Origin of the sequence: Okeania hirsuta (assembly GCF_003838195.1) — a bacterium.
Taxonomy (GTDB): domain Bacteria; phylum Cyanobacteriota; class Cyanobacteriia; order Cyanobacteriales; family Microcoleaceae; genus Okeania; species Okeania hirsuta.
In genome coordinates, this window is sequence record NZ_RCBY01000139.1 from 1 (window position 1) to 21,039 (window position 21,039).

At 34.3% G+C, this 21,039-nt stretch carries 15 protein-coding genes; 7 read left to right on the top strand and 8 right to left on the bottom strand.

Annotated features, from left to right (window positions below):
* Positions 1–118: 118 nt before the first annotated feature.
* Both D5R40_RS20700 and D5R40_RS20705 read right to left on the bottom strand, forming a co-directional pair.
* On the bottom strand, positions 119–979 hold the full coding sequence (locus D5R40_RS20700; protein ID WP_124155133.1) for an amino acid ABC transporter substrate-binding protein: 861 nt from the start codon (positions 977–979) through the stop codon (positions 119–121).
* Between the two features lie 145 nt (positions 980–1,124).
* Positions 1,125–2,891 carry an iron uptake porin gene (locus D5R40_RS20705; protein ID WP_124142848.1) on the bottom strand — a complete coding sequence of 589 codons (1,767 nt, stop codon included), beginning with the start codon at positions 2,889–2,891 and terminating at the stop codon, positions 1,125–1,127.
* A gap of 501 nt (positions 2,892–3,392) precedes the next feature.
* Here D5R40_RS20705 and D5R40_RS20710 point away from each other — a divergent pair.
* Positions 3,393–3,524 carry a DDE transposase family protein gene (locus D5R40_RS20710; RefSeq protein WP_345789240.1) on the top strand — a complete coding sequence of 44 codons (132 nt, stop codon included), beginning with the start codon at positions 3,393–3,395 and terminating at the stop codon, positions 3,522–3,524.
* 22 nt (positions 3,525–3,546) lie between these two features.
* Here the strand turns inward: D5R40_RS20710 and ctpC are convergent, their stop codons facing one another.
* The gene (gene ctpC, locus D5R40_RS20715) at positions 3,547–4,839 is read right to left on the bottom strand and encodes a carboxyl-terminal processing protease CtpC (protein WP_124155134.1); all 1,293 of its coding nucleotides are present in this window, start codon (positions 4,837–4,839) and stop codon (positions 3,547–3,549) included.
* Positions 4,840–5,861: 1,022 nt separating this feature from the next.
* Positions 5,862–7,082, bottom strand: coding sequence for a (E)-4-hydroxy-3-methylbut-2-enyl-diphosphate synthase (ispG, locus tag D5R40_RS20720; RefSeq protein ID WP_124155135.1), 1,221 nt, complete (start codon positions 7,080–7,082; stop codon positions 5,862–5,864).
* A gap of 443 nt (positions 7,083–7,525) precedes the next feature.
* Between ispG and D5R40_RS20725 the strand changes: the two genes are divergently transcribed.
* Together D5R40_RS20725 and D5R40_RS20730 are read left to right on the top strand one after the other, a co-directional pair.
* Positions 7,526–7,720 carry a hypothetical protein gene (locus D5R40_RS20725; protein ID WP_124142844.1) on the top strand — a complete coding sequence of 65 codons (195 nt, stop codon included), beginning with the start codon at positions 7,526–7,528 and terminating at the stop codon, positions 7,718–7,720.
* 329 nt (positions 7,721–8,049) lie between these two features.
* On the top strand, positions 8,050–8,289 hold the full coding sequence (locus D5R40_RS20730; RefSeq protein WP_124142843.1) for a hypothetical protein: 240 nt from the start codon (positions 8,050–8,052) through the stop codon (positions 8,287–8,289).
* A 1,156-nt stretch (positions 8,290–9,445) separates the two neighbouring features.
* Here D5R40_RS20730 and D5R40_RS20735 read toward each other — a convergent pair.
* The 4 genes from D5R40_RS20735 to nblD all read right to left on the bottom strand — a co-directional run bounded on the left by D5R40_RS20735 (position 9,446) and on the right by nblD (position 16,140).
* Positions 9,446–10,918: a DUF2252 domain-containing protein gene (locus D5R40_RS20735; RefSeq protein WP_124155136.1), complete on the bottom strand. Its 1,473-nt coding sequence runs from the start codon at positions 10,916–10,918 to the stop codon at positions 9,446–9,448.
* 778 nt (positions 10,919–11,696) lie between these two features.
* The gene (locus D5R40_RS20740; protein WP_339379414.1) at positions 11,697–12,626 is read right to left on the bottom strand and encodes an alpha/beta fold hydrolase; all 930 of its coding nucleotides are present in this window, start codon (positions 12,624–12,626) and stop codon (positions 11,697–11,699) included.
* 1,515 nt (positions 12,627–14,141) lie between these two features.
* Positions 14,142–14,927, bottom strand: coding sequence for a hypothetical protein (locus tag D5R40_RS20745; RefSeq protein WP_124142841.1), 786 nt, complete (start codon positions 14,925–14,927; stop codon positions 14,142–14,144).
* 1,000 nt (positions 14,928–15,927) lie between these two features.
* Positions 15,928–16,140, bottom strand: a complete 213-nt coding sequence (gene nblD, locus D5R40_RS20750) for an NblD family protein (protein WP_124142840.1) — start codon at positions 16,138–16,140, stop codon at positions 15,928–15,930.
* A 643-nt stretch (positions 16,141–16,783) separates the two neighbouring features.
* Here nblD and D5R40_RS20755 point away from each other — a divergent pair.
* The 4 genes from D5R40_RS20755 (at position 16,784) to D5R40_RS35705 (ending at position 19,422) form a co-directional block, all read left to right on the top strand.
* Positions 16,784–17,797 (top strand): DNA cytosine methyltransferase, encoded by a 1,014-nt coding sequence (locus tag D5R40_RS20755; protein WP_124142839.1) that lies wholly within the window; start codon positions 16,784–16,786, stop codon positions 17,795–17,797.
* A gap of 9 nt (positions 17,798–17,806) precedes the next feature.
* Positions 17,807–18,823, top strand: coding sequence for a BsuBI/PstI family type II restriction endonuclease (locus D5R40_RS20760; protein ID WP_124142838.1), 1,017 nt, complete (start codon positions 17,807–17,809; stop codon positions 18,821–18,823).
* Between the two features lie 8 nt (positions 18,824–18,831).
* A complete protein-coding gene (locus tag D5R40_RS20765) occupies positions 18,832–19,017 on the top strand; it encodes a hypothetical protein (RefSeq protein WP_124142837.1) in 186 nt (61 codons plus the stop codon).
* 255 nt (positions 19,018–19,272) lie between these two features.
* Entirely contained in the window at positions 19,273–19,422 is a 150-nt protein-coding gene (locus D5R40_RS35705; RefSeq protein WP_161565031.1) for a hypothetical protein, read from the top strand.
* Positions 19,423–21,039: the final 1,617 nt, after the last annotated feature.

Below are 21,039 nucleotides of genomic sequence, written 5' to 3' on the forward strand. Positions count from 1 at the left end.
TCGCGGAGCGTTAACGGAGTTATGCGCCAGCAAAACGCAATGACAATTCTAACGCACTACTTTAGATAAAACAGTCAACTACTCAATCTTTTTTATTTTGACTTTTGATTTTTGACTTCTAACTTTCCTGAGTACAAGCATCATAAATTCTTTGACTATTTTCACTTAGATCGCCCAACCATTTTTGTCTGACTCTTCGAGCTTTTTTATCATTAGCAAGAAAGTCATTAACATACCTCTTCCAACTAGAATTTTCTTCTCCTCCAGGAAGTATAAAGCCATAACCTGCACAAAAAGGACGGCCATTTTGCTGAGGAGTGAGTAAATTATAATCTTCCCCTAACTCAGAGTTCAGTATAAATAATGAACCTAACAAAAGAGTTCCATCGCTGGCAAATCCATTAATTTCACCATCCAATAAAGCTTTTACCCCTTGTTCTCTGCTTAAATATTTATTATCAATTCGTTCATCAGGATAACTTGTTTTAATATCATTTTCATTGGTTGTATTCCTAACTACACCAACTACCCCCTTACCATCCTTCAAATCTTGTTCTTGGGTTTCTTTTTTGACTAAGATTTGTGTTGCTGTAATAAAAAAAGGTGTAGAAAAACTAACGCCGTATTTTTCTTCACGTTCAGCACTAATAGTATTAGGACCACACTCCAAATCTACCTGACCACTTGTTACCATATCCCAACGACTTTGGGTAGTTGATGTAACTAATCTTACCCTAATTGGGTCTAGTTGGTTGGCACTCAGACGTTCAGCTAAAGCATAGGCAATATCTATACAATACCCTGTCCATTTTCCGTCATTTCTGTAGCCAAACCAAGGAGAATCTCCTCTAACTCCTACGAATATCAGCTCTCTTCTAATGATAGTTTCCTCTGTTTGTGTGTGACTGATTTTTGCTGGAAAAATAGTCCCTAGGAATGCCAACCATAAAAAAATCAGAATTTTTAGTTTTTTATTCATTTTTCCTCGTTTGAATAATTAGAATAATTAAACCGCTTCTACTTTGAAAACTATAGTTTTTCTGCCAATACTTCGAGATTGCTTCCTTACATCGCAATGACACATCGGAATAATTAGAAACTTCAGGTTTCAACATGGACGAGGTTTAGAATCTCCAAGTAGCTCGAGTAACAAATACTGAAATTGGGTCATTTCGATCGTCATGCTCTGGTTGTGTTTCGATAAAAAAACCGGATGTTACATCTATATTATTTGACATTCGATAATTGTAGAAAATTTGAAATTGTATAGAGGTATCTGGGTCATCTTCACCATTGTCAATATGTGTTACTTTTGGTTGTTGACCAACCGAAATACCTAAACTTCCATTTTCAAACACTAAGTCATCTATAGCTACTGTCACTGCCCAATTCCAAATATCTGCTTCATCCCCTTCGCGATCGCCTGCTTCTGCTTCAGCATTGCTATAACCAACCCAACCAGAAAAAGTAAATGGTGCCCAGCGATAGCTAGTTTGGAATCCAAAATGGTCTGCTGAAGTTGCCACTCTGCCAAAAGGTCGTTGAGCATTTCTGCTACCTGTAAAACCTGCTACATTAACTAAATCTGCTGTATAATATGCTCTTACATAAGCAAAAGAAAAATCAAAATCTACGGTTGGTGAAACTGTTAACTGAGCATAAGCGCTATTTGTACCGTTAAAAAGTCCACCACCTTCTCTTGGATCGTTAACTCTTCCTGTACCACCACCAGGACCACCTCCCAGATAAGCAACATCTAACCTAAAATTATCGTTAATTTGATAACTATAACCTAAACCAGCACCGCCTACTTGAATATAAATGACGGGGTTGTAAAAAGCGAACAAGGCTATACTTCCTGTATTACCACTGAGTAGTTTGGGATTAAGAGCAGGAGCCATCAAATCGAAGTCAAGTCCAGCAGCTCCTATATAAAGACTCATTTTCGTGTTGAGGGGAAAAATATAGTATACTTCTGTTAATCGCGCTATGTCATTAGGTGGAGAACCTGCGCCTATGAAAGTATGAGCTGTACCTGTATTTACTCCAGGTAAGTCTCCAACTCTTAGCCTAGTTCTCAGGAAGTCTAGACCTGTAAAACTGGTATCAAAGTTCAATGTTACGGCATGACCAAAGCCTAATTGACTATCATCGGCACTTACAGTAGCACCGTCTTTACCATCATTACCGAAAGCATCATAAAGGGCCATAGTTACTTGCCCTTTTAGTAATGTTGTGGTAGAAAACTGATTAGCTTCCAGGATATCTGTTCGTGTTTCTAGAGCATTCAGGCGGGATTTAGTATCGGCTATTTCGACGGCAAAATCTTCTTGTAATCGTTGGCTTTTTGCTAAGTCTTCTTGGGAAATATAACCTTCATTGAACTCTTCAATCAGGCTTTGAATAACTTGTAAACATTCGTTAAGATTTGCTGCAAATTCGTAACGACTGATGGCTCTATTGCCACCAAATGTAGCATTTGGGGAAGCCAATAGACAACCATAGCGTTCTGCTAATCCTTGTAAGGCACTATATGCCCAATCTGTGGGTAGAACATCACTAAGTTGATTGACAGAGTTAACTCGTTCTAGGGGCGGAGATATTTCGGGAGGCTGATCGAGTCGATTGTATTGTTCTATTTGTCCTAAGGTATCATCATTTTTCTCTGTAACAATATTTGTTTTTTTTTGGTCTAACTCTTCAAGTGATTTCGATGTCTGTGGAGGTTGCTTGAGTGGATTGTATTCCTCTATTGTTTCTAAAATCTGAGCAGTTTGGTCAAGACTTTCACTTGATTGTTGTTTCTTGGCTTCACTACTTGGAGTAATAGACAAGACAAATCCTATGCCTAAAATGAATGGGAATACTGCACCATAAAACTTACGTCCCATATTTTTAGTTTAATAATTTTACTGGAAGTACAAAAAACATTATTATGTTAATATGGTTTGTAACTTTGTTAAGTAAATATTTATATTAATTAGGCTGTAGGTGTTAGGTGGTACATCGTAGGTGTAAATTCAAGAGCTAATACTGGAAACAGATCATGAATTTGGGATATTTCTTCAATAACCCTTAAATATAAAATTTTGATTATGCTTAATTATCTTGACATGATATAAGTACTTTTTGGGCATTGCTGAGGGGGGGATGAATATAAATGGTAAGTGGGGGCAGGCATCCTGACTATCCCGAAAATATCAGGAACGGGAACGGGCAAGATGCCCATCCCACAAAACTATTAAAATCATCCCGTATTTATGCAACGCCACTTTTTGAGTTATTACCAACTGTCTTCTGCCTTTTTCCTTCTTCCCTCTTCCTTTTTTAATATGAATGACTCATCACAAAAATACTATATTATCAAGAAACTAGAGAAAACCTGTGAAATTTTGCCTAGTACACAAGTCGAACAAAAAAAAGACCCCGACGTTATAGAAACATGGGGTCCATTTAATACTGTTGAAGAAGCGATCGCCCGTCGTGTAGGATTGATTCGAGCAGGAAAATGTCAGCCAGAATAATTAATATAATTAATTTATCAATCTACTTTGTTGTTGACTGAGCTTTATTATTTTGGAGTTTTGCAATCTCTTGATTCAAAATTTCCAATGCTTTTGCATATTGAGGATCGTCAAGAGTACCTATTTTGTCGCGACTTTTCCGCAAAGCTTCTTTTTGTTCATCTGTCAGAGAGATTTCTACATCTGGTTTAATTCCCTCATGGTTAATATCGCGACCGCTCGGGGTGAAATATTTAGCGATCGTCACTGCTAACCCTGCACCTTTACCCACACCACGCACTGACTGCACCAACCCTTTACCAAATGTCTTAGTACCTACTAATGTCGCCCGTTGATTATCTTGTAGAGCACCAGAAAGAATCTCACTTGCACTTGCCGAACCTCCATCCACCATAATCACCAATGGTTTATCTGTCAAAGACCTATTAGTAGCCTTTTGGCGATCGGTAACACCACTACGGTTTACAGTAGAAACAATATCTCCGCGTTCGAGCCACATCCGAGCAATTTCTACGCTAGCATAAAGTAAGCCACCAGGATTAGAACGTAAATCTAAAATATAACCCGATACATTCTGAGTCTCTAACTCATCTATGGCCTCTCGCATTTCACCAGCAGCATTAGCACTAAACTGATTTAAGCGGATATAACCAACTTTACCCAGAGAACTGTCTTTCTGAGAATACTTTACGGGATGAATTTCAATTTTTGCTCTAGTAATAGGAAAGTCTATTTCCTGACCTTCTCGTTTAATGGTTAGAGTTACTTGAGAACCGATAGGACCGCGGATCAAACTTACTGCCTGATTTATATCCATTCCCTCAGTGCTTTGACCATCTATTTTGCTAATAATATCTTTAGCTAGAATACCTGCTTCAAAAGCCGGGGTATCTTCTATTGGTGAAATTACTACTAATTTTTTTGTATCCTGGTCTTGGGTTAGTTGAATACCTACACCTGTGAGTTCTCCAGAAGTGTCAATTTGCATATTTTTAAACTCTTCCGGGTCCATGAAGCGGGTATAAGGGTCTCCTAGCTTTTCTAGCATTTCCCTAATTGCATCATAAGCTTCTTCATCAGTTGTATAAGTTTGATCGAGATATTCAGTGCGAGTAGCTTTCCAGTCTACTTGATTGAAAGTACCATCAACATAAGTTTTATCAATAATTTGCCAAACTTGGTCGATTAATTCTTTAGGGTCGTTATTATTTAATGATGCTTGAGAGGAAAGATGAATACCAGCGCCTATGACAGTAACGCCTGTTAACATCAATGCTGTTGCACCAAGAATTAGCCCACGTTTTGCTATAACCATTTGTTTGTTGAATTAATTTAAACAATAATTACCATCACTACTATTATGCCTAATTTAGCATAAGTAATATAATGCTTGTAGCTAGGTTTTTGATATCTAAAAATCAAGCATGGAGAAGGGAATCAGGTAAATCTTCATCAATAAATTTAGGATATTTAAAGGGAATACTTGATTTTTTTCTTATGGTGTATGTCTAGAAAAAAATATTCTTATCTAACTTTAGGAGCTTGGTCAAACTTCAGCACTAATACCTTATTAACAGATATAAAATTATGAATATTTATAGCAGTCGAAGCAAAGGTTAAGATATATCAAAAGCTTAAAATTCAGACAACACCAGATTTTTCCTTCTTCCTTCTTGCTTCTGCTATAACTGTTTATTTCCCTAGTATTACTAGAGGTGTGCATCGATAATTCTTTTTTTACTCTCCTTAATATAAATTTAGTGTTAACCATTTTTTGGGGGTATATAAAATTATGATTTATTTATACAGTTCTTGAATGTTATTTTTAACTATCTCTGCTAAAAATAATATTAGGCTCACTCTCATCTATTAATTACAGCAGTTTTCGAGTTGATGAGGTACAAAGTTTTATCCTTTTAGGGAACAGCGGTGCGACCCCACGTCGGCGACAGACGTATTTGGTAGCGCACTCGGTATGAGGGAACATAGGAATGAATAAAAATTATAGATTAGTCTTAAACTGTACCTCACGCTTCCTAAAATTTTCTGTACAAGCTTTTCTAGTTAAAAAAAATAGTAGATTTATTTCCAATATTCCAACTAAAACATTGATATTTTATCTGTATCCAAATTAACTAATTTAGATTCTTATTAGATTCCTCATACCCAACAAGAAGAAAAGCCCCATCTATCAATTGTTAATTTAAAAAGCGTTTCAGTCCGGAATGCTCCGCTTTTTCCTACGGAAATGCTGAAATGCTGAAATGCTGATCGCTAGTTAACCAAGGAGTGTAATTAAGAATACACTCCCACTCCCAATTAAATGTTAATTATAAACTAGGGTTCAACCCAACGCCCATCAGTTTTAATTAAATTAATTAATTCTTCAACACCTTGAGACTCAGGGACTTTTTTAATTTCTTCCCGTCCACGGTATAAAGAAATATACCCTGGTTGCTTACCTACATAACCATAATCTGCATCTGCCATTTCTCCAGGGCCATTAACAATACAACCCATAACAGCAATGTCCAATCCTGTTAAGTGTTTTGTTGCCTCTCGCACTTGATGCAGAACATTTTCCAGATTAAATAGAGTTCGGCCACAGGAGGGACAGGCAACATACTCTACCATTGTTTTCCGCAGACCCAAGGCTTGAAGAATACTGTAGCAAACTGGAATTTCTTTTTCGGGTGCTTCAGTTAAAGATACGCGAATTGTATCCCCTATTCCGTCTGCTAAAAGTGTAGCTATACCAGCAGTAGACTTAATTCGACCATATTCTCCATCACCTGCTTCAGTTACACCCAAATGTAGAGGATAGGCCATACCTAGTTCGTCCATCCGCTTTACCATTAATCGGTAAGCAGCAAGCATGACTGGCACCCGCGATGCCTTCAGAGAAATTACCAAATTGTAGTAGTCTAAGGATTCACAAATTTTGATAAATTCCAGGGCAGATTCTACCATGCCTTCTGGGGTATCTCCATAAGTAAATAGCATTCTTTCTGCTAAGGATCCATGGTTAACCCCAATTCGCATGGCTTTATTTTGGTCTCGTAAAGAAATTACCAGTGGTTCGAGGGTTTGGCGGATTTTTTCACCTATTTCCTCAAATTCTGCTTCGGTATATTCGTTTCTGCCAGATTGAGGTTTCTCGAATACATATAAACCAGGATTAATTCTGACTTTATCAACGTGCTTGGCAACTTCTAGAGCAATTTTCATACCATTATGGTGAACGTCAGCTACCAGTGGGACGGGTTTGTAAGTCTGTGTTAATTTCTGTCTAATCTCTGCTAAGGATTTTGCATGGGCCATACTGGGAACGGTAACGCGGACTATTTCGCACCCAATTTCGTGTAGACGACGAATGGCAGCTACGGAACCGTCAATGTCAAGGGTGTCTTCATTGATCATTGACTGGACTACGACTGGATGGCCACCACCGATGGTTACATTACCTACTTTGACGGGGCGAGTTTTTCGCCTATGGATAGTTGTGTCAAAGGCGGGTTGATTTGCAGAAGTTTTGGTTGGGTTGGGTAGAGTTTGCATAATATATCGTTATATTTCTGTAGCGAAAGGCTCAGTAATAGGTTTTGTCCTATATTCAGATTGCCATATAATTTGTCAATCTTATTAGTCAAGAGTCTAAAATTAAAAGTCATATGGATATTTAAAAAAAGCAAGTGGCAAAAAGCAAATTGCAAATATGAAAAATGCTAGTTTGGATCTTTTATTTTAAGCTCTATTTATTCCTTTAGTAATTATATTTATAGGTTCTATTGCTAAGAAATTAGCAAGAGGGAAAGGTTGGGAAAGACAAGATTTATTTTGGGGAATAGAACTTACCAATGGATAATTGATAATTAATCCCCAAAAGTTTAAAGCCTCTCCTTTTAAGGAGAAAAAAAATCAGATTTCCTTATATTCAATTCCGTTCCATAACGGTTTTAACCAGAGGTAATTATCCATTATTCATTATCCATTATTAATTAATGAAGTTATCTTCTATTTCTGGAGGTTTAACACTATTATTTGACTCTAATATTAATGCTGATGAGGCTCAAAAAGCTGGACTATTTATTACCGAAAATTTAAGGTATAAAGCCTCTCCATTCATGGATAAAAAAGAAAAAAATCCTTTTAGCCAATCTTCTTATTTACAAGAAGATGTAAGAGAGTGTTTGTAAACTAAAGATTAAGACGGCCAGAGTGCTTAATATTCGGTGGGTTACGGCGGAAAGTTAAATTTTGTTACGATTCATAGTTATTGTCGCCTAACCCACCCTACGCCTGGATTTAATATTCCTTTTACAAACAGTCTCTAATAATTAATAATTAATTATTAATTGTTGAAGATATCTTTTGGGCTTTTTATCTACGTTTTAAGTTTGCATCAAGAATGGCAAAACACAACACCAAGAGAAGAATCTTTTTGGTTGATTTTCTTTTCTAATATAATAGGTATAGGATTAATGACTTTATTTGTGTTTGGGATTAAGAGATAACAATTTTAGTTATGAAAGAAGAAGCTAACGACAGTTATCAAAAAAATGAGGCAGCATTTAGTAGAGAAAATGAAAATACTTCTACAACAATAGCTAGTACAGCAATGGTTACAGCATCTCTGATTGGAGCGGGAATAGGGGTAATAGCTGCATCAACTCCTATATTAGGAGCTGCTGCAATAAGTGCTGGAGCAGCTTCCGCACTGAAAATTATTCAAAGAAGGGGAAAGGAAAGAAAAGCGACCCAATAATTAGAGGAATAATGATAGTGATATTAAGTCTTATAGAGTATTTATAAGCAAAATATTAAGGGTCAAATATCGTAATGAATTTACATTCATGGCTAATATTCAATAATTAATACAGGACTTACCGAATAATGAATAATGAATAATGAATAATGAATAATTAAGAGTTGATAGTTAATAATTATTCATTCAAAAATTCAGGTTTAAAGCCTCCCCTTTTAAGGGGATAAAATAAAAAAAATCCTTTTAGTCAATCCTCTTCTTTTAAGAAGAGGTAATTATTAATTGTTAATTGCTGAACGATGAGGTACTAAAAACTAGGATTTGAGTGTGAGATTGTTTCCCTGTGGGTGGCAATGATAAAAATTTGTTGTAATTCGTAAGTCCTATAATAATTAGGGTTTGCTGAAAAAGTCTTTTTGCTCTTTGTAGGGAGTAGGGAGTAGGGAGTAGGGAGTAGTTAAGAGTCAGGAGGAATGGGAATTATAGAGGAGGTAGAAGTAACAATTATCTCTTAATTTTTCTGTCCTACTAAACTTTTTCTGCTAACTTTTTGCACCTTTTTGACCTAAAAGCTTGTACAATTTGGCGACTAAAAATTGCTAAAAGCAATATCAGTCAATGCTTTCAGATTTATTCAGCAAACCCTAATTACTTCTCTTTAAAAGAAGAGAGTCAATTAAAGTGATTTTTTTCTCTTTTTTATTCTGAAAAAGAGAGGCTTTAAAATTTAATTATTTGGTAAAAGTCCTAACTTTTTGATAACTATAGTGTTTCTATTTGAAATGTCAATCTAGATTTAGTTTTTTTCTTATAGAAAAAGCACGCCGTTCGAGTACCTTATATCCTTATATTTGCTACTCTTTAATGCTGTGTTCCCTCCTTTAATATTCCCTATTCCCTATTTCGTAGCACGTTTGTCTCCACATCCCAGAGCAAAACACTATATCGAGACTTTAGTCAAAAACATCTAGAAAATAAACTCAAAAATTTATACCAATTCCCATGCATTAATGCTTAATTTAGGTAAGACTTCAGTTATTAAGTAATTAAAAATAGCAGAATAACTTTTTTGCTAATTAGCAGCTCAGTTAATGTTAATTATTCATATCTTTAACTTCCCCTCCTGGGAGGGGTGAGGGGTGGGTTCCCTACTCCCCTACTCCCCTACTCCCCTACTCCCTTTATTCCCTATTTCTTCAGTTACAAAATTATCATAGTCAGCTTCAACTTGCTGCGCATATTTAAAAGCTATTTCACGCACTAATTTTCTAAATTCTTGATGCTTACCATCAGTAATTTTTTTTACTTGTTTTTCAAAGGAAGTAGAAACTAATTTTTTATCAAAATCTTTATCTGCTCTAGCATGGTTGGTAGCCAGAATTTTTCCCCATTGTTGAGCGACTTCTATAAAACTGTTTTTATCTATTAAATTTTTAATTTTGAGAGATTTTTTATAGGGAGATATTTCTCTAACAGAATAATCACCAGAAAAATCTCCATCAATAGGATTATTATCCACAAGTTTTATCCATCCTAAAAAGTCATCAGCGTCTTTAATCAGTGCTTTATAAGCTAGAGCATGACGTTGAGCACTATTATTAAATATTTTCCAATAATTAATCCGGTCATATAAGCTGAACAATTCATCAGTAGGTGCTGGCTGAAACTGATGTTTAATATCTAGGATATGGTCATCATCTAAAGCATCAGTTTTCCCTTCTATTAAGACATAATAACGTGGTGTTCCTAAGGAACCTAAACCTGCATTTAATCTTTGGGCAACATCTTTAACTTTAAAATATTCTGGGTCATAATTTAGGTTTCCGGAAAGGGTTTTACCATAATCTAGCATTCGTGATTGAATAGCCTTTTTAGCATCAGTAGCAAGACCTAATTTTTCACTGGAAAAATCAAACATTCTTTGATTATCTATGACTTTAGTCCACTTATATAGCATTCCTTGTCGTGTTTTTTGAGCGGCTTTTTCTATGGTTCTTTTTATCTCTCCTTTAGTATTAGCTTCTGTAAAATATATTTTAGTTTCTTCGTCATTTCCTACATAAGAAGCTAAGGTATCTAGATAAGTTTCACTAAGGCTATCAACAACTTCTTCTTGTTCGGATTTAGATAGGGTAGAATCATTTGCCACTAAAATAATACTGGTTGCTAAACGCCACAAATCATATTGATAATCAGCAATAATTGATTCGTCAAAATCATTCATATCAAAGATAATTTCTCCTTGATCGTTATTATAAGCACCAAAATTATCAACATGACAATCTCCTAAAATCCAAGTTTTTGTATTAGGATTACCAAATTTACTGAGTCTACTATCATTAGCAAAATCTTGCCAAAACAAATGATTTGTTGCTCTGTAGAATGCAAATTCTGACTCTTGCATCTGAGCATATTTTTTGTCTTTTAACTGTTGTTTTTCCACTGGATTTGCATTTTCTAAAATTAAATTCGTATTTAATTCAATGGATTGGAATACTTGTTGTTCGCGCCGACTATTATCAATCGGTTGAGCTAAAGTATTAGAAGATAACAATAACCAATTTATAATAATTAGGATAGTTATTACTATTAGATTATTTCCGATCGTATTACTTAATTGATTAATCATTATTAGAGTAATTTGAGTGGCATTAATTATATAAGCGGGTTGGCGTTAAAAATTATTGTTATGCCAAGGCAGATAGGGTGGTCGTTGGATTGGTAAAATTAGAAAGGGCACAAGGAAATAAATTTTTGACAAACTTTATTTTCGTCAAATACTTAAGTTTTTTTGCGGGTTATTCTTCTTATTTAGTAATATTCGACGCAGTTATAAGTAAGCATTCAGCCGTCAGCCATCAGCTATCAGTTATTGCTTTTAGTTTACGATCAAAGCTTTATTAATTGTCTTACTACAAAAGTTGGTTCCCTTGACCTTAAAGTCAATATTAATTTAAACACTGTTCTTAAAGAGAAAGTCTTGTTGCGGAAAGCTAATAGCTGTTTGCGCAGCATTCCACAGGAAATGCTTACAGTTATAAAGAAAATATCTTAAGAATCAGTAAAGAGGAAATAGTGGTAAAGATTTCAGACTTTATTCTGTTTATTTTTGAGGGTTTTACAAATCTGACAATAATTACTACTTCCCAAGTATATTGGAAAACTAAATGGTAATTTTTGCTTCTCCCCAAAACTAGCTAATTACCTGAAACTGCTTCCTATTTCCTCAAAAATTTTAATGTTCTATTCACATCATTTAAGGCGAACTATAAATTAGTAATAATACTAATTTTTTTTTCTTCCTTCTTCCTTCTTCCTTCTTCCTTCTTCCTTCTTCCTTCTTCCTTCTTCCTTCTTCCTTCTTCCTTCTTCAATGGCATAAAATCAATATTCTCTCTGCACTTATTTCAATTTAAATCATTATCATTACTCAAAAATTCTCGCATATATTGATTAACCAATTGAGGCTGTTCCTGTTGTACCGAGTGACCACAATTAGGAATATAGCGAATCTGAAAATTTTCCACATATTCTTCTGTGCCATAAATTAATTCTTTTCCTAAAGCCGTATCCTCTTCACCCCAAAGCATTAAAGTAGGAATTCGCAATATTCCCCACTCTTGTTGATTGAAAAATCCAGAAAATATATTACGATAATAATTAATCATTGAAGTTAAAGCACCTCGTTTAGCCACAGCGTCCTTGTAAGCTTCTATATCAGCATCAGTAACAGCAGATTTATTTACCATACTTTGAAAAATAGAACCAATAGCTTGATAATCATCAAATTCAAGCATTAATTCTGGCAAAAAAGGTAACTGGAAAAAAAACATATACCAACTTCTCAAAAGTTGCTCTGGAGTACCTAATCCCTCCCTAAATTTTGCCGGATGAGGAATATTCATTACAATTAATTTTTCTACCATTTCAGGATTTGCATAAGCAAAAGACCAAGCTATTCCCCCTCCCCAATCATGTCCTACTAAAACACATTTTTCATAACCTAATTCTTTGATTACTCCTTCTATATCTTTAATAAATTCTGACATTACATAAGCAGATTTATCTTCTGGTTTATCACTTTCATTGTAGCCCCTTAAATCTAAGGCAACTACTTTATAATCTTGAGCAAATTCAGGGATTTGGTGTCGCCAAGAATACCAAAATTCAGGAAATCCATGTAACATTAACATCAAAGGGCCTGAACCTTGAGTCACATAATGGATTTTAATACTATTTGCTGTGATAAAATTGCTAGACCAAGGATTTTCTTTGGTTAACATTGATACCTCCTGAATAATTACAGTAAGTTTAAATAGTTGAACTTTACACTTCATTCTATCATTTTCTGATGATGCGATAAATTATATATCGATATAAATTCAACTATTTTACTACTAGAATATGTAGTAAAATCTTCCACATAATCATTGTTATTACTGTGGCGATCGCTGCTCAGACGATACTAAAATTTGCTATTAAGATTATTATTTAAAATATATTTATCACTACACTAAATCAAAACATCAAAATCAATGTACTTTGATATCCAGTCATAATCATTAACCAACCTACAGAACTAATTCCTGCATTTACTAACTACTCTAAAATCAGAACAATCATTTCCTCTTTTGCTTCTACAAACCCTGTACCAAAAATTTTAAAATTGGAGAAGCAAATACAACTATCAGAATAGTAAAAGTGAATGAAGGTCAGAATATCCAATGATCAACTGTAGCAATTAATTTTTTTTGTAGTGTTAACTAGCTCTGGGTTAAAAGCTTTTAGCTTTAGTTTAAATCTCCGGCCTATAAATGCCAAATAGTTTAAGAGTGGTTTAAATACTCTTTTAAATTGTATTTTTCTCGGTTTCAGCTATTTATCACTCGCTGTTTACGGAGAATGACCTCAGGAAATGCTGACTGCTAAATTGCTGTTTGCAGAGCATGACCTCAGGAAATGCTTTTTCATAATAGGTACATCAATAATCAAGGATATTTAATCACGAAAATAATCATTTTTTCTGACCCTTAAATCCATTAAATAATAATAGTAGCATCTACCTATAGTAAAGCAATAAACTTATCCATAAAATTAACTACCAACTAACACGAAGTAACAATTATAAATAACTCCATTCTTCTCTAGTTTGATATTTCAGATATCAAGGGTATAGCAGTGGGAGGAAAGGGCACGGACATATCAAAAACTTAAAACTCAGACAACACCAGATTTTTCCTTATCTGGTAGATAACTAAACGCTTTCTTCCTTCTTCCTTCTTCCTTCTCCTATAAATTAGCTGCTGGTCATCCTAGCTGGGCAAAAATTCTTAATACTAAAATCTATTAAATAACATATTCATATAGAAAATAAAGAGTTGCTTATACCAATGTTATGTAAGGCTGAACATAATTATGAAATTGATTAACTTGTCTGTCTTGATCTACAGTCAACTCTGATTAAAATTTTATTCTATATAACTTTATCTTAATTTCGTATTAGAACATAGACTAATAATCAACCTTAAACAGGAAAGTATTTTTCCCGCTTTTGTCTTCTGAAATTGCTATAAATAGATGCCAAATTAAGTAATATCCATCTAGAGAGCTAGAGAAATTTATAAAAAATGCTAGATTAGCACACTAAATGATCTGACAGTGAAAGAAATATTTGCTCCTTTAGCTAAAAAAGTTAAAATTTTCTTGCTCTATTTATAGCAATTACCAAAAATAATACTACAAAAAAGAAATTGGAAATTTATGCCTCAAAGGACAATACTCAATTCTATTACTCACCTATTTCTATCATTGTTTACCTTTTTATTTTTTCTGATTTATTGAAATTTATTTTATTATTTTTGCTTTCTTTTCCTGTCAATATAAGGAGGTAAAAATTTAGTTTCCTCCTCCTCATAAATAGTATATTGCCAAGGAACATTAATATCGTGAGCTGTGCTCTTCCCATTGTAAGAAGATCGACGTTGGGGTTGAGCTAATAAAATAATCATTCCGACTAAAATAATACCACCGCCAAGAAGTAAAATAGCTAAGACTATTCCTCCAATAAACCACAGTATACCTTTTTCTAAATAATTCGCAGAACTACCTGAAGCTCTTCTGCTATAATTATCTATCCCCTGTTGTAGACTCAATCCAGAAATCAAACGTTCTTGCTCCTGGACTTGAATCAACAATCGGTCATTTTGTAGCTTCAGTTGATCTTGTTGCAGTCTCAGTTGTTGTGTCTCTGCCCATTGTTGCTCTAACTGAGTTTTCAACTGTCGCATATCAAGTAATTGCTGCTGTAGTTGAGTTTTCAGTTGCTCATAAGCTGAACGTTGTTGCTCTGATTGATTTTTAATTTGTTGTTCCAACTGATAGTCCTTAAAGTCAGGAACTGAAGGGACTGAAATTGGTGGGGGTGGTAATGGCTGGGGTGAGACAGTTACTAAAGGAGAAGGAGAAGGATATACTTTTGGAGAAGGAGAAAATGTGATTGAGGGAGAAGGGGATGCTTTTGGCGCTTCCGTCCGATAATCAGGAGACGACTTGCCAAATACAATCCAACCCATGAGCAAGAGGACAATCAATATCCCCGTCAGAATACATCCTCCTATAAACGCTGCAGTCTGATTCATTATTTAATTTTACTTGATGGTTAAACCAGGACTATTTGACAAATCATATAGAGTATCTATTCTCTAATGCCGATTAATATCATAACCAAGCTTATGCAACAAAAATCAAAAACATCACTACTGTATTTACGTCAAGTCAAAATTATCTCAGTTATTCTGAGTTTCAAATGTTTAACCTTCTGTTAATAGTAGGATCTGTTGGGCATACTGCACTGGTTTCTAGAAAAAATTAATATAGAAATATACGGACTTTGAAATAAGATCCTACGACAATTAGTATTTTGATGCTACCTCCATCTAAAAACATTTGTCTTGGACTTCCAAGTTTTCTTCTAGGAAATAATCTGAAAAATATTTTTACCACAGAAAAGCAAATAGAAGCGTGGCAGGAGATTAGGAGAAAAAATCTTGGTAGAAAATCACCCCCCTTTTTTTTTAGCAAAGCTACCTTTCTTTTCTTGTCCTTTCCTTTCTTATTTCTGTATAGCACTACGTCTTTTGGCGTTTGACAATAAATTTCGGTTGTAAGGGAACACCGGATCTGGGAATAGGGGTGGGACTCAGCGGGGTCCAACAGAGGCAACCACTCGGAACCCGGCGAGGTTTCCTCGTCATGGGACCTACTAACAGAGGTAATGGGCACTCCTGTGAGGGAACAAAGGAATGTCAAGAGCGTATTTGCGTAGCGCTATACTACTTCACGGAAGTAATAAATCAAAAATCAAAATCAAGGGTTATAAGGTAAGAAAAATCTATCAAAAACTCAAGGGGTGATAGAAATCATATCTGATTTCTACCATAAGATATGTTAAGCTTAAGAATCTTGTTATTCTTACTTATATTTATAGATACAGGGATTTAGTGCCTTATATATTTTTGGTAACATATTGACTCTTAACATATTAATTAAGCGAATTAATTAACAATTTTCTTTTAATAATGGCCTCTGTTTTTTCTATTTATAAAGAACAAGTAAGTTAGAAGAAAAAATGAAAAGATGCTAGGAAATCTCAGGGTTATAGTAATCTTCAGATTTGACCTTTCCAACTTCATCTAGATCTTGATTTATACAACCTTGTCTTTGAGCATATTGACAAACACGAGCCCATAACTTTGCTTTAGTACCAGGTGGTCCAGAAGAAAATAACACCCGATCTCCACCTACTATTTTAACTAGACAGACTGGGCAAGTTTCTTGTTGATTTTCTGACATTGTTAATTATTTATTGTTTAATCATAAATTGACTTATAAGTATATAACGCTTTTTATTAATTTTGGCAAATCTCATATCTAGCAGATGTAATATTTTAGGAGGAAGGCAGATTAAGATTTTCTAGAACAATCTCCAATTTCAAGTTATTTATTATTGGTATATAGCATTTACATTTTAAATATGAATATAGAATTAAATATTTGAGAGGAAATATTAATTGAAAATAGTATGAGGGAAAAACAGCATTTTTTTACTAAAAAAATAACAATCTATTATAATAAATTACCTGATAAATTATATTTAAATCAATAATTATTTAAGCGTTAAAATTGCTATCACTAAATAATTAATTACTTTTTTATGGGATATTTACTGCTAACAATTAAAGGGAAAACTAAGTAATAAATATATTTAAATATATTTATTAAAAATTCCAAAAAATCAAAAATAAACTAATATAAATTATGTTGATATCGGAGCTTTATTGCAATGATAAAGTAGGATGTGATAGACTTATAGAGAGTTAATTAGTACCTTTTTATCAGCATATTTAGTATAAAAATCATAAAAATCAACCCTTTTTTCTTAATTAATTTTACCTATGTATTCTACACAAGCATTCTAATAATTTGCATAAGATTTATGAATTACATAGAAAAAATCAATCATTTACTTAAACCATCTGTTAATCTAACTAATTTAGCTATAGATTTATTTGCTGGATGTGGTGGTTTATCTCTCGGTTTTGAAGCCCAGGGATTTCAAACTTATGGTTTTGAAATGGATGCCGATTGTTGTGCAACTTATAATAAAAATCTCAAAGGTAATTGCACTAAAATTACTCTTTCTTCTGAAACAGAATTACCTCCGGCAAATGTAATAATTGGCGGTCCTCCCTGTCAACCTTTTAGTGTTGGGGGAAAGCAAAAGGGTTTGAAAGATTCGCGAGATGGTTTTCCTATTTTTATTAATGCAGTGGCAAGATTACAGCCGGAAATTTGGTTATTTGAAAATGTAAGAGGTTTACTTTATCGTAATAAATGGTATTTAGATGAAATTACTCAAGCACTTCAATCTTTGGGTTATATTATTGAGGTTAAATTGTTAAATGCTGTTGATTTTGGTGTGCCTCAAAATCGTCAACGAGTAATAGTTATTGGGCATAAAGGTGAGTTGAAATTTCCTCAAGTTTTAGACAAAAAAGTAACTGTTGGAGAAGCATTAGGAGAAATGGCATTCCATGCACCTCCAGAGTCAAAATTTCTGACTCCAAATATGGATAAATATGTGGCAAAGTATGAAAAAGCTTCTAGTTGTAAACAACCTCGTGACTTGTATTTAGACAAACCTGCGAGAACTTTAACTTGTCGAAATATTTCGGCTCCTACTGGTGATATGCACCGGATAAAATTGCCGGATGGGAGAAGAAGGCGTTTGTTATTAAGGGAGGCAGCAAGATTACAAAGTTTTCCTGACTGGTTTGAATTTGTAGGAAAAGAAACCAGTTGTTTTAATCAGATTGGAAATGCAGTTCCTCCTTTATTTGCTTTTCATTTGGCAGGGAGTATTAGGAGCTATTTAGAATCTAGGAAAAGATTCTCGCCAGAGGAAATTTCACAAAAAATTATGCCTGTACAATTATCATTACCTTTTTAAGAGATAAAAATGCCTCAAATTCCCCAAGATATTACTAAGTCAGATAAGTCTAAACAATTTCAAAAGTTAATCAATGAAGCGTTATATATTATTAGTAAGTTTGGTGTACCTCTTGAGGGGATGACTAAAAGACGATTGGAAAGAATGGCAATGGCTTTTTTAGCTGTAGCCAAAGTTAAGAAAACTAATGAATGGGCAAAAATTGATAATTCTCATGCTTTAAGAACTAGGGAAATTATTAGGTACTGGAATAATTATTTTAATGAAAAAATATCTGAAAGTTCTTATGATGATATTCGAAGGAAAGATTTAAAATTAATTGTTCTTGCAGGAATTATTATTCCTAGTGCTGCTAATCCAAATTCAGCTAGAAATGATGGTACAAGATCTTTTGCTTTAAATCCCGATATTGCTAATCTAGTTAAAAATTTTGGCTCAAATAATTGGGAAGAAGAGGTTGATATTTTTTTAGCTAATCTAGTCACTCTAGAACAACAACTTTCTAGTCAACGAGAAATAAGTTTAATTCCTGTTAATTTTCCTTCTGGTAAAGTCTTAAATTTTAGTCCTGGCAAACATAATGAATTACAGAAAGCAATTATTGAAAGTTTTTTACCTAGATATGGTTATGGTGCAGAAATTTTATATGTCGGCGATACAGCTAAGAAGTTTTTACATTTAGAAAAAAACAAACTGAAAGAACTAAACTTTTTTGAATTATCTGATGGAGAATTACCCGATATAGTAGCTTATTCAGAACAGAAAAATTGGCTTTATTTGATAGAAGCTGTTCATAGTTCAGGGGTAATTTCTAATGTACGTTTATTAGAATTGAAAAAATTGACAGAAAAATGTCAGGCTGACATAATTTTTATTACAGCTTTTCTAGACCATAATACTTTTCGCAAATTTGCTGCTGAGATTGCTTGGGAAACAGAAGTTTGGATTGCTGATGCACCAGACCATATAATTCATTTTGATGGTGAAAAATTTTTAGGTCCTTATTCTCAAATAACTAATACTTAAAAAAAATTATGACTGAAATTAACTGGCAATTATTCTGGATATTAATGATTTTGCATTGTGTTATTGGTACTGCTGCTGCTTTTGTGGCAAAAAGTGGAGGTAGGAATTTTAATATTTGGCTAGGTTGGGGTTTATTGGGGGGTACTATTGCTTTGATAACTGCATTTTTGTTACCTGCTAAAAATCTGGATTGAAAAGGGAATTAATTAGCTGAAAATTAGAGAAATTTATCTTAGGAAAGTTTAAAGATACTACTCTTGGCTTTCCTATAAAAATTTGTCTGCTTTGGAGTAACTTTGATATTTTTTGAGATGGAATGAATGGGAAAAACTAGAAAGAAATTTGCTGGGAAAACTATACATTTAGCCAAGAAACTTAGTTGAATAAAAAGTCATGCGCATTGACGAAAAAACCACACTACTTTCTATCGTATCACAATTTTTGTAGGGATGCAACTAAAAATCCTCCGACGTGCAATTTTTTTTGGAGCTTCAGAGAATGAAAATGTTGGTGGTTTTCCGCTGAAAAGAGATGGATGGAAAGATTTGATAATAGAAGAGGTAGTTGCTCAACTTCAGAAAATATCTACTTACTTTTAGGTAAAGCAGATATCTAGGAAAAGTCTCTGACAAATTTGCGACTACTTATATATAGAAGTGAAATTTTCACCTCTGAAGAAAAATGGCAAAAAGTTGAGGGTAGGTAAGAGGTAGTTGCTCCACTTCAGAAAATATCTACTTTCCTCTAGATAGAGCAGATATCTGGGAAAAGTCTCTGACAAATTTGCGACTACTTATATATAGAAGTGAAATTTTCACCTCTGAAGAAAAATGGCAAAAAGTCGAGGGGAAGGAAGAGGCGATCGCTCAACTTCAGAAAATCTCTACTTACCTCTAGGTAAAGACAGATATCTGGAAAATTCTCTGACGAATTTTCGACTCTGAGGAAAACTGGCAGAAAGTTGAAGGGAAGCAAGAGGTAGTTGCTCCACTTCAGAAAATCTCTACTTAGTTCTAGATAGAGCAGATAACCGGGAAAATTATCTAACAAATTTTCGACTATCTATATAAGAGTGAAATTTTCATCTCCTCAGAGAACTGGCAAAAACTCAAAGGGAAGCAAGAGGTAGTTGCTCCACTTCAGAAAATATCTACTTTCCTCTAGATAGAGCAGATATCTGGGAAAAGTCTCTGACAAATTTGCGACTACCTATATATGTAAGTGAAATTTTCATCTCCTCAGAGAACTGGCAAAAACTCAAAGGGAAGCAAGAGGTAGTTGCTCCACTTCAGAAAATATCTACTTTCCTCTAGATAGAGCAGATATCTGGGAAAAGTCTCTGACAAATTTGCGACTACCTATATATGTAAGTGAAATTTTCATCTCTGAGAAAAACTGGCAAAAAGTCGAGGGGAAGTAAGAGGTAGTTGCTCAATTCCAAAAAATATCTACTTACCTCTAGGTAGAGCAGATATTCTGGAAAATTATCTGACGAATTTTCGACTACCTATATAGTGAAATTTTTGACTCTGAGGAAAACTGGCAGAAAGTTGAAGGGAAGCAAGAGGTAGTTGCTCTACTTCAGAAAATCTCTACTTAGTTCTAGATAGAGCAGATAACCGGGAAAATTATCTAACAAATTTTCGACTATCTATATAAGAGTGAAATTTTCATCTCCTCAGAGAACTGGCAAAAACTCAAAGGGAAGCAAGAGGCAGTTGCTCCACTTCAGAAAATCTCTACTTACCTCTAGAAAAAGCGGATAGTCTGGAAAAGTCTCTGGCAAATTTTCGGCTACATATATATAGAAGTGAAATTTTCATCTGTGAGGAAAACTGGCAAAAAGTTGAGGGTAGGTAAGAGGCAGTTGCTCCACTTCAGAAAATCTCTACTTAGTTCTAGATAGAGCAGATAACCGGGAAAATTATCTAACAAATTTTCGACTATCTATATAAGAGTGAAATTTTCATCTCCTCAGAGAACTGGCAAAAACTCAAAGGGAAGCAAGAGGCAGTTGCTCCACTTCAGAAAATCTCTACTTACCTCTAGAAAAAGCGGATAGTCTGGAAAAGTCTCTGGCAAATTTTCGGCTACATATATATAGAAGTGAAATTTTCATCTGTGAGGAAAACTGGCAAAAAGTTGAGGGTAGGTAAGAGGCAGTTGCTCCACTTCAGAAAATATCTACTTTCCTCTAGATAGAGCAGATATCTGGG

What these genes read in the sequence shown, in the direction of transcription:
- D5R40_RS20705 (WP_124142848.1), bottom strand. Translation starts at nt 2,891, where the DNA reads ATGGGACGTAAGTTTTATGGTGCAGTATTCCCATTCATTTTAGGCATA.
- D5R40_RS20735 (WP_124155136.1), bottom strand. Translation starts at nt 10,918, where the DNA reads ATGATTAATCAATTAAGTAATACGATCGGAAATAATCTAATAGTAATA.
- D5R40_RS20760 (WP_124142838.1), top strand. Translation starts at nt 17,807, where the DNA reads ATGCCTCAAATTCCCCAAGATATTACTAAGTCAGATAAGTCTAAACAA.
- D5R40_RS20725 (WP_124142844.1), top strand. Translation starts at nt 7,526, where the DNA reads ATGAAGTTATCTTCTATTTCTGGAGGTTTAACACTATTATTTGACTCT.
- D5R40_RS35705 (WP_161565031.1), top strand. Translation starts at nt 19,273, where the DNA reads ATGCAACTAAAAATCCTCCGACGTGCAATTTTTTTTGGAGCTTCAGAG.
- D5R40_RS20755 (WP_124142839.1), top strand. Translation starts at nt 16,784, where the DNA reads ATGAATTACATAGAAAAAATCAATCATTTACTTAAACCATCTGTTAAT.
- nblD (WP_124142840.1), bottom strand. Translation starts at nt 16,140, where the DNA reads ATGTCAGAAAATCAACAAGAAACTTGCCCAGTCTGTCTAGTTAAAATA.
- D5R40_RS20740 (WP_339379414.1), bottom strand. Translation starts at nt 12,626, where the DNA reads ATGAAGTGTAAAGTTCAACTATTTAAACTTACTGTAATTATTCAGGAG.
- D5R40_RS20700 (WP_124155133.1), bottom strand. Translation starts at nt 979, where the DNA reads ATGAATAAAAAACTAAAAATTCTGATTTTTTTATGGTTGGCATTCCTA.
- ctpC (WP_124155134.1), bottom strand. Translation starts at nt 4,839, where the DNA reads ATGGTTATAGCAAAACGTGGGCTAATTCTTGGTGCAACAGCATTGATG.
- D5R40_RS20730 (WP_124142843.1), top strand. Translation starts at nt 8,050, where the DNA reads ATGAAAGAAGAAGCTAACGACAGTTATCAAAAAAATGAGGCAGCATTT.
- D5R40_RS20745 (WP_124142841.1), bottom strand. Translation starts at nt 14,927, where the DNA reads ATGAATCAGACTGCAGCGTTTATAGGAGGATGTATTCTGACGGGGATA.
- D5R40_RS20765 (WP_124142837.1), top strand. Translation starts at nt 18,832, where the DNA reads ATGACTGAAATTAACTGGCAATTATTCTGGATATTAATGATTTTGCAT.
- ispG (WP_124155135.1), bottom strand. Translation starts at nt 7,082, where the DNA reads ATGCAAACTCTACCCAACCCAACCAAAACTTCTGCAAATCAACCCGCC.